Source organism: Kitasatospora sp. NPDC057198 (genome assembly GCF_042670125.1).
Lineage (GTDB): Bacteria > Actinomycetota > Actinomycetes > Streptomycetales > Streptomycetaceae > Kitasatospora.
This window is the reverse complement of record NZ_JBHUWH010000359.1, coordinates 1-8,307: the sequence shown is the minus strand read 5'-3', so window position 1 is coordinate 8,307 and position 8,307 is coordinate 1. Positions and strand designations below refer to the sequence as shown.

The window sequence follows — 8,307 nt, the reverse complement described above, 5'->3', positions numbered from 1 at the left end:
GCCCGGAGTCGTCGATCCGGTGCGTCCCGGACGTCCGGTCGCCCTTCAGCCGGACCGCTCCGGTGATGCGTCCGCCCGGTCGAACCGGCCCTTCCTCCCGCACCGCCTCCCGGCCGGTTCCGGTTGACGCGCACTCAGGACTCCTCCGTGACAGCCGGGTTCAGCGGTGCGGGAGTGGACGCGGGGCCGGTATTTGATTACGGTCTGGCTTCAAACCCATATTCGGACGATCACTCGAACGAATGGGCCGTCCGACTGGAAGCACCGGAAGAAGGAGCCTTGATGGCCTCCCATCGCCGTCCCAAGCAGCCGAGCCGCGCCCGACTGGCCGTCCTCACGGGCACCGCCGCGACCGCGGTGGCCCTCTCGGCCCAGGTCGGCGCTCAGGCGGCACCGGCCCAGCCGTCCAAGGACGAGGTGAAGGCCCAGGTCGACAAGCTCTCCGAGGAGATGGAGCAGGCCACCGAGAAGTACAACGGCGCCAAGGAGCGGGCCGACCGGCTGCGCCAGCAGGCCGGCCAGTTGCAGGACCAGGTGGCCCGCAGCCAGGAGCAGCTGACCGAACTGTCCGCGGGGCTCGCGGTGGTGGCCGCCGACGAGTACCGGCAGGGCGGCGTCGACCCGTCGATGCAGCTGATGCTCTCCTCCGACCCGGACGAGTACCTCGCCAAGGCGTCCTCCTTCGACCAGGCCGCCAGCACCCAGAGCGAGGTCCTCAAGGCGCTCAAGGACCAGCAGCGTCGCCTGGACCAGCAGAAGCAGGAGACCACGGCGGTCCTGGCCGAACTGGACGGCGAGACCCGGACGCTGAACGACACCAAGAACCAGGTGCAGTCCAAACTGGCCGAGTCGCGCCGGCTGCTCAACCAGCTCAGCGCCGCCGACCGCGCCGCGGTCCTCGCGGACAACGAGGGCACCGCCTCGCGCGGCTCCGACCGGGTCGACCTCTCCACGCTCCCGAAGGCGAGCAGCGCCGCCGCCCAGAGCGCCGTGGACATCGCGCTCGCCCAGCGGGGCAAGCCGTACCTCTGGGGCGCCCAGGGACCGAACAGCTTCGACTGCTCCGGGCTGATGGTGTACGCCTACGCCCAGGCCGGCGTGCACCTGCCGCGCACCTCGCAGGAGCAGGCCGGGGTCGGCAGCAGCGTGGGCCGTGACTGGCACAACGCCCAGCCGGGCGACCTGGTGATCTACAACTCGAACGGCACCCGGGACCACGTCGGCATGTACATCGGCAACGGCACGGTGGTGCACGCGCCGAAGCCGGGGGCGCCGGTCCGCACCATGGCGGTCGACGCCCTGCCGATCAGCACCATCCGCCGGGTCTGAACCGCCCGCGGCCCGCACCCGCAACCCGCAACCCGCACCCGGCCGCTCAGGTACGGGCGGCCGCCCGCCTCTCGGGCAGCTGCCCGGCCACGATCGACGCCAGTGCCAGCGCGAAGCCCAGCAGTTGCACCACCCCGAGGGTCTGCCCGAGCAGCAGCGCGCCGAGCACCGCCGCGACCAGCGGCGACAGCAGTCCGAGCACCGCGACGCCGGCGACCGGGAGCCGGCCGATGCCCTGGAACCAGAGCGCGTACGTGAGCAGTCCGCCGACCAGGCTGAGCCACAGGTAGCCGAGCGCGGCGCGGCCGTCGATCGCCGGGGGCGCGCCCTCGAACAGGAAGGTGAGGGGCAGCGGGAACAGGCCGCCGGCGGTGAGCTGCCAGCCGGTCAGCGCGAGCGGGCCCACGCCCTCGGGGCGGCCCCAGCGCTTGGTGAGCGTGACGCCGAGGGCCATGGTGGCGGCGCCGCCGAGCCCGGCCGCCACGCCGACGGCGTCCAGCGACGCGCTCGGGCCGATCACCACCAGCCCGACACCGAGCACGCCGACCAGCCCCCAGCCCAGCCGCCGCACGGAGAGCCGCTGGCGCAGCACCGGGACGGCGAGCAGCGCGACGATCATCGGCTGGGCGGCGCCGAGGGTGGCGGCCACGCCGCCGGGGAGGCGTTCGGCGGCGGTGAACAGCAGTGGCAGGAAGAGCCCGATGTTCAGCACCCCGAGCACGGCGGCCCTGCCCCACCAGGCGCCGCGCGGCAGCGTCCGGGTGAGGGCCAGGGCGATCAGTCCGGCGGGCAGGGCGCGCAGCAGGCCGGCGAACATCGGGTGCCCCTGGGGCAGCAGTTCGGTGGTGACCACGTAGGTGGTGCCCCACACCATCGGGGCGAGCGCGGTGAGCGCGGTGCGGCGCAGGGTGCCCGGGGCCGGTCCGGCACCGCTGCCGTCCCGGGGCGGACCGGCGTGCGGGGAGGGAGTGTCGAGCGGGCTGTCGGTCGGGGTGGTGCCGGTGTTCGCTCTCATGTCCGGAAGTCTGGGCCCGGCCCGATCGATGAGTCCAACACATGCTTGTCAGCTCATCGATCTCGGTTCACGATGGATCCCATGGAACTCCAGCAGGTGCGCTACGTCCTCGCGGTCGCCGAGACGCTGAGCTTCACCCGGGCCGCCGAGCGCTGCCTGGTCGTGCAGTCGGCGCTCAGCCACCAGGTCGCCCGGCTCGAGCGCGAGTTGGGCGCCCGCCTGTTCGAGCGCACCAGCCGGAAGGTCCGGCTGACCGCCGCCGGGGAGGCGTTCCTGCCCGCTGCCCGGCAGTGCCTGGAGGCGGCCGAGCGGGCGGCCGCCGAGGTCGCGGCGGCGGTCGGCGAGGTGCGCGGACGGCTCGCGGTCGGGCTGATCTCGACCGTCACCGCGGTGGACATCCCGGCCGGGCTGCGCGAGTTCCGCGGTCGGCACCCGCAGGTGCGGATCGGCCTGCGGGTGGGCGCCAGCAAGGACCTGGTCGAGCAGGTCCGCCAGGGCGCCCTGGACGTCGCCTTCCTGGGGCTGCCCACCACCTTCCGGCCCGAGGGCGTGACGGCCCGCGAGCTCGCCCGGGGCCGCCTGGTCGCCGCCGTCGCCCCCGACCACCCGCTGGCCTCCCGGGAGCGGGTGCCGCTGCGCGAACTGGCCGCCGAGCCCTTCGTCGACCTCCCGGCAGGCAGCGCCGGGCGCGCCCAGACCGACCTGGCGTTCGCCGCCGCCGGGCTGGTGCGCGACGTGGCCTTCGAGGTCGACGAGGCGTCCTACATCCCGCACCTGGTCGGCCCGGGGCTGGCGGTGGCCATGCTGCCCGCCGCGTACGTCCCGCGGTTGACCGGCATCGCCGTCGTCGAGGTCACCGACGCGCCGACCCGGATCGAGACGGTGGTCTGGCCGCGCACCGGCCCCAGCCCGGCGACCGCGGCCTTCCTCGCCCTGCTCGGCGTCCCGGAGGACCCCGCCTGAACCGGCAACGCCCAGCAGTTGCCCCCAGCCCGACAGCCGGACGACGACCCGTCAGGTCTCCGGCGCGTTGCGCCCCCGTGCCCCCCGCTTCCGAGCGACGGCCCGGCACCGCGCCGGCGCTGCGCCCGTACCGCGCCGGCGCTGTGCCCGTACCGCGCCGGCGCCGCGCCCGCGGTCCGTGCGGGAGCAGCATGTCCGAGCAGAGCCCCGGGGCCGTTCCCGGCCGGTCGTTCGGGACGGGATCCCGCCCGTCCACCACCCGGGCCTGCCGTCCAGCCGCTGGTACGACGCGGCGCAGCGCCACCTGCCGCGCGGCCGCCGGCCGCTGACCCGACGGCCCTTCCCGAGCGGGCCGTCAGGCGATCGAGGCGGCCACGATCGCGGCGGCGGCCAGGTTGCAGCTGGCCGACACCCACACCGCCGGGTGCGGCTCGGTGGAGACCAGGATCGCGCCGAGCCGACCGGGAGTGAGCAGGTCCAGCAGCCAGAACGCGAGCGCCATCAGCAGCAGGCCCAGGACGCCGAAGCACAGCGTGGACAGCAGGCCCTTGCCGAAGTCCTCGTAGGTGTACCGGATCGCGGTGTAGACGATGCCGCCGACGCCGAGCAGTGCCGAACTGAGCAGCACGGCCGCGTTGCGGTTGCCCTCGGCCCAGATCAGCCGCCCCAGCTTGCCGGGGGTGAGGAGGTCGATCAGCAGGTAGCCGAGCAGCAGCAGGACCAGGCCGACCAGGCCGTAGACGGCGGCCGCGCCGAGGCCGTGGAGTATGTCGTTCATCTGCGGGTGCTCCCCGGAGGGTGGGGCGGCCGCGCGGGCCGCAGCTCGGTCAAGGATCGGCAAAAGATATCCCATGCCCCTGGCGTCACGTCAGTTTCCGGGGTCCCCTCCCCTATCATCCGGCGGCACGCGTACGATGATCCGCCATGACACCGCCGCCCTCCTCCGCCACCGGACCGGACCGGCCGACGCCCGGTAACCGCCGACGCTCGGGCTTCGTCGCCCTGGGAATGGTCGGCACCCTCGCGCTGACCCTCTCCGGCTGCTCCTCGTCCACCAGGACGCCCAGCCGCTGCGTCGACCCGACCACCCTGAAGGTCCTGGACTCGCACTCCTGCTCGGCGGGCGGCTCGGGCGCGGGCCAGTGGTACTACTGCGGCTACGGCAGCACCACCGCGAGCGGCGGCACCTTCAGCAAGTCCGCCGCCAAGCGCGGCGGCTTCGGCTGTCCCAAGGGCAGCAGCAGCGGTGGCGGCAGCAACTCGGGCGGGGGCTGATCTCTTGCGCCGCCACACCATCACCCCGCGCCCCGACTGGCTGGCCACCGTCGAGTCCCAGGGCCTCGTGTACGCGATGTGCTCCGACCCGTGCAACCAGGGCGGCCCGCACGCCTACTGGGACGAGAGCGCCTACTACGAGTTCTCACTGCCCGAGGTCGAGGCCCTGGAGGAGGTCGTCGAGGAACTCCACGAACTCTCGCTGGCCGCCGCCGAACACGTGGTGCGCACCGGCCGCTTCGCCGACTTCGGCATCACCGACCCGCGGCTGGCCGCCGTCGTCGCCGAGTCCTGGCGCCGCCGCGAGGAGCAGCCCAGCGTGTACGGCCGCTTCGACCTCGCCTACGACGGCACCGGACCGGCCAAGCTCTTCGAGTACAACGCCGACACCCCGACCTCGCTGATCGAGGCCGCCGGACCGCAGTGGTTCTGGATGGAGGAGCGCTTCCCCGAGGCCGACCAGTGGAACTCCCTGCACGAGCGGCTGGTCGAGTCCTGGGCGGGCCAGAAGCACCTGCTGCCGCCCGGCCCCGTCCACTTCGCCCACTCCCGCGGCGACACCGAGGGCGAGGACTGGCTCACCACCCTCTACCTGCAGGAGTGCGCGGAGCAGGCCGGCCTGCGGACCGTCGGCATCGCCATGGAGGACATCGGCTGGGACGAGATGTCCGGCCGCTTCGTCGACCTGGAGCACCGCTTCATCCGCTCCGCGTTCAAGCTCTACCCCTGGGAGTGGCTGGTCGACGACGAGTTCGCCGACCACCTGCTGGACGTCATCGATCTGGGGGGCAGCACCGGCTCCACGCTGTGGATCGAGCCCGCCTGGAAGATGCTGCTCTCCAACAAGGCCCTGCTGGCCGTCCTGTGGGAGCTCAACCCCGGGCACCCCAACCTGCTGCCCGCCTACCTCGACGGCCCGCGCGAACTCGCCGATCCCGGCGGCCCCGGCTACGCCGCCAAGCCGCTGCTCGGCCGGGAGGGCGCCGGCATCCGCATCGTCGAGCCCGACGGCAGCCAGACCCGGCTCGCCGACTGGGCCGGCGACCCCGACCGCTACGGCGCCGAGGGCTACTGCTACCAGCAGTACCACCCGCTGCCCGACTTCGACGGCAACCGGCCCGTCCTGGGCACCTGGGTCGTCGACGGCGAGTCCGCCGGGCTGGGCATCCGCGAGACCGACGACAGCCCCATCACCCACCAGGGCGCCCGCTTCCTGCCCCACCTGATCCGCTGACCCCCGCCGCCCCCGGCTCCCCGCCGGGGGCGGCGCACATCCTCCCGCGGCCCGTCCTCCCGCGGCCCGTTCCCCGCCCTCAGCCGTCCGAGCCCGCAGGCCGGGCACCGTACGGGCGCTGCGCCGGCACCGGGTACTGGGGGGCGATCCGTGCCAGCGAGGCCAGTCGGGCGCGGCTGGTCTGCCGTTCGACCGTCCCCCGGCAACGGGCCCGGCCGCCGGCCGACACGTCCGGGGCGGTGAAGTGCTCGGCGGCGTAACGGCGGAAGAGTTCACGGCGGGTCATCGAAACCTCCTGGGCGGCCGGGGCCGACTGGCGGCCGTCGTCGGGAACGCTCCAAGCAAAGCCCCGCCCCGGCGGCCGAACAATGCGTATCCCCTACCCAACATCCGCCCCGAACCCTGGGTACCCCCGCCCCCGCCAGTCCACTACCCACCCTTCGCCCACCACGATGGGTACCGCTACGCATTGATCACCGCACCCGCTCCCCGCTTGGCTGGTACCCGTTCCCTCCCACCCCCGACCCGGAGGTCCGGATGACCCGCCGCGAGCGCTTCCGCCTGTACGCCAGCGAGCACTTCACCACCCTCGCCGACCAGCCCGCGACCGTTACGCGCCGCGGCACCGTCGAACGCCAGACCCGCCGCGCCACCCTCACCCGGCTCGCCCGGCTCCCCCACCGCCCCCGCCCCTGACACCGGCCACCACCACGACCCCCACCGCCACCGCCTCCGCCGCCCTGCACCGCTGACGGGCCGCCACCCACCCGTGGCCCCGGGCAGCTGAGCGCCCGTCAGCACCGACGCGTCCCGGCACGCGTGACCGCCCCGGGCCTGCACCGTACCCGTACCCGTACCCGTACAGCGTGCTCTCAGCTTTCGCTCTCGGCCAGCGCCTCCGCCACGTCCTTCCGCCCCACCCCCAGCTTCCGCAGCACACTGGCCACGTGGTGCTCGACCGTGCGCGGCGACAGGAAGAGGACCTGGGCGATGTCCTGGTTGCTGACGCCCTGGCCCACCAGCTCCGCGACCTGCCGCTCGCGCGGCGAGAGCGCCTCGCCGTAGCCGCGCCGCCCCGGCGAGGCCATCCGTCCCAGCCCGAGATCACGCCGGACGTGCTGGCAGCGGGCGGCGTCGGAGGCCGCTCCGAGGGTGTTGTAGGTGGCTTCGGCGGCCGCCAACCGCTCCGCCGCGGTCTGCGGGTCGCGGTCGGCGAGCACCCGCGCCAGCCGTTCCTCCGACTTCGCCACCTCGTAGGGACGGCCGATGTCCCGCCAGGCGTCCCTGGCCCGGCGGAAGGACTCGATCGCACCGCCCGGGTCCGTGCCCTCCAGCAGCACGCCCCGCGCCTGGTGGAGCCCCGCGTGCGCGGCGGGCGCGTCCACCCCGTCGAGCGCCTCCGCCGCCTCCTCGGTGAGGTGCCGGGCCGCGCCCTCGTCACCGGTGCCCCGGGCGACCTCCACTCCGATCGGCAGCAGTTCCCCGCCGCGGGCCCACGCCCCGGCCTGCCGCAGGATGGCGACCGCGGGCCCCAGCACGACGGCGGCGGCCTCCGCGCCGCGCTCCACCAGCTCCACCGCACCCAGCCCGGCGGCGGCCCTGATCGCCGTGGTGACCTGCGACTCCCGCTCCCCGTACCTGGCGGCGGACTCGAACTCGGCCCGGGCGACCGCCAGCCGGCCCCGCGAGGCGGCCATCCGACCGAACAGCATGGCCCGTTCCACCCGGGCCATCGCCACGTCCGGGTACTCGGTGCCGAGCGCCTCGAACCGCTCCTCCAGCCCCTGCCAGCGCCCCGCCAGGCCGTCCAGGCGCAGCAGGGCGATCCTGCTGTAGCACTCCAGGTAGGAGACGGCGGCCTGCCGGGCCAGGGCGCGGCTCTCGGTGAGCAGCCGCCCGGCCCGCTGGTCGTGGCCGGTCTCCATGGCGATGTCGCCGACGTTGAACAGGGCCCGGGTGGTCTGCCGGACGAGTTCGGGGCTGGAGGCGTCGCGCGGCAGCCGGTCGAGTTCGGGCCACAGCCCGGGGTCGCCCTCGCGAGCCTGGAAGGTGAGCCGGGTGGCCCGGTGGGCGGCGGCCACCTCCTCGTCGGGTTCGTTCTCCAGCGCGGCTGCGGCCTTGGCCATCCGTTCCCAGGCGGCCGCTCCCTCACCGTCGCGCTCGTTCATCGCGAGCGCGACCAGGGCCCGGGCGGCGCGGGCCGGCCGTTCGGCGATGAGCTCGTCGGCGGCCTGTTCGATCAGGGCGAAGCCGTCCCGGTCACCGCCCTGGACCGCCACCCGCAGCCCGAGGGTCAGCCGGACCTCGCCGCGGTCCGCGATCGGCAGCCGCGGGTCGGCGATGATGTCGGCCAGCACCTCGGTGCTGGGGGCGTCGTAGGCGGCGTTCGCGGCGAGCCCGGAGTGCGCCCTGGCGGCCCGTCCCCGGCGTTCGGGGGTGAGGTCGGCCTCGGCGAGCAGTTCGCGCAGCAGCGATCCGGCCGCCGCGGTGT

At 74.5% G+C, this 8,307-nt stretch carries 9 protein-coding genes; 5 read left to right on the top strand and 4 right to left on the bottom strand.

Going from position 1 to position 8,307, the window contains the following annotated elements:
* The first annotated feature begins 282 nt into the window (after window positions 1–282).
* Window positions 283–1,329, top strand: coding sequence for an NlpC/P60 family protein (locus ACFUEL_RS29920; protein WP_380239902.1), 1,047 nt, complete (start codon window positions 283–285; stop codon window positions 1,327–1,329).
* Window positions 1,330–1,375: 46 nt separating this feature from the next.
* Here ACFUEL_RS29920 and ACFUEL_RS29915 read toward each other — a convergent pair whose 3' ends face one another.
* Window positions 1,376–2,344, bottom strand: coding sequence for an EamA family transporter (locus ACFUEL_RS29915; protein WP_380239901.1), 969 nt, complete (start codon window positions 2,342–2,344; stop codon window positions 1,376–1,378).
* An 81-nt stretch (window positions 2,345–2,425) separates the two neighbouring features.
* Here ACFUEL_RS29915 and ACFUEL_RS29910 point away from each other — a divergent pair, with 81 nt between their 5' ends.
* Complete coding sequence (locus tag ACFUEL_RS29910) at window positions 2,426–3,307, top strand: LysR family transcriptional regulator (RefSeq protein ID WP_380239900.1); 882 nt, start codon at window positions 2,426–2,428, stop codon at window positions 3,305–3,307.
* A 355-nt stretch (window positions 3,308–3,662) separates the two neighbouring features.
* On the opposite strand, the gene ACFUEL_RS29905 is transcribed toward ACFUEL_RS29910, so the two are convergent.
* Window positions 3,663–4,085, bottom strand: coding sequence for a DUF350 domain-containing protein (locus tag ACFUEL_RS29905; RefSeq protein WP_380239899.1), 423 nt, complete (start codon window positions 4,083–4,085; stop codon window positions 3,663–3,665).
* A 146-nt stretch (window positions 4,086–4,231) separates the two neighbouring features.
* Here ACFUEL_RS29905 and ACFUEL_RS29900 point away from each other — a divergent pair, with 146 nt between their 5' ends.
* Window positions 4,232–4,582: a hypothetical protein gene (locus ACFUEL_RS29900; RefSeq protein ID WP_380239898.1), complete on the top strand. Its 351-nt coding sequence runs from the start codon at window positions 4,232–4,234 to the stop codon at window positions 4,580–4,582.
* A gap of 4 nt (window positions 4,583–4,586) precedes the next feature.
* Entirely contained in the window at window positions 4,587–5,816 is a 1,230-nt protein-coding gene (locus ACFUEL_RS29895) for a glutathionylspermidine synthase family protein (RefSeq protein WP_380239897.1), read from the top strand.
* A gap of 79 nt (window positions 5,817–5,895) precedes the next feature.
* On the opposite strand, the gene ACFUEL_RS29890 is transcribed toward ACFUEL_RS29895, so the two are convergent.
* Window positions 5,896–6,102, bottom strand: a complete 207-nt coding sequence (locus ACFUEL_RS29890; RefSeq protein ID WP_380239896.1) for a hypothetical protein — start codon at window positions 6,100–6,102, stop codon at window positions 5,896–5,898.
* A gap of 251 nt (window positions 6,103–6,353) precedes the next feature.
* Here ACFUEL_RS29890 and ACFUEL_RS29885 point away from each other — a divergent pair, with 251 nt between their 5' ends.
* Window positions 6,354–6,512, top strand: a complete 159-nt coding sequence (locus ACFUEL_RS29885) for a hypothetical protein (RefSeq protein ID WP_380239895.1) — start codon at window positions 6,354–6,356, stop codon at window positions 6,510–6,512.
* A 176-nt stretch (window positions 6,513–6,688) separates the two neighbouring features.
* On the opposite strand, the gene ACFUEL_RS29880 is transcribed toward ACFUEL_RS29885, so the two are convergent.
* Window positions 6,689–8,307, bottom strand: a 1,619-nt coding sequence (locus tag ACFUEL_RS29880) for a LuxR C-terminal-related transcriptional regulator (RefSeq protein ID WP_380239894.1), incomplete at its 5' end; no start/stop codon positions are given.

Excerpts from the sequence above, each read along its gene's own strand:
- ACFUEL_RS29920 (WP_380239902.1), top strand. The coding sequence starts at position 283 with ATGGCCTCCCATCGCCGTCCCAAGCAGCCGAGCCGCGCCCGACTGGCC.
- ACFUEL_RS29915 (WP_380239901.1), bottom strand. The coding sequence starts at position 2,344 with ATGAGAGCGAACACCGGCACCACCCCGACCGACAGCCCGCTCGACACT.
- ACFUEL_RS29910 (WP_380239900.1), top strand. The coding sequence starts at position 2,426 with ATGGAACTCCAGCAGGTGCGCTACGTCCTCGCGGTCGCCGAGACGCTG.
- ACFUEL_RS29905 (WP_380239899.1), bottom strand. The coding sequence starts at position 4,085 with ATGAACGACATACTCCACGGCCTCGGCGCGGCCGCCGTCTACGGCCTG.
- ACFUEL_RS29900 (WP_380239898.1), top strand. The coding sequence starts at position 4,232 with ATGACACCGCCGCCCTCCTCCGCCACCGGACCGGACCGGCCGACGCCC.
- ACFUEL_RS29890 (WP_380239896.1), bottom strand. The coding sequence starts at position 6,102 with ATGACCCGCCGTGAACTCTTCCGCCGTTACGCCGCCGAGCACTTCACC.
- ACFUEL_RS29885 (WP_380239895.1), top strand. The coding sequence starts at position 6,354 with ATGACCCGCCGCGAGCGCTTCCGCCTGTACGCCAGCGAGCACTTCACC.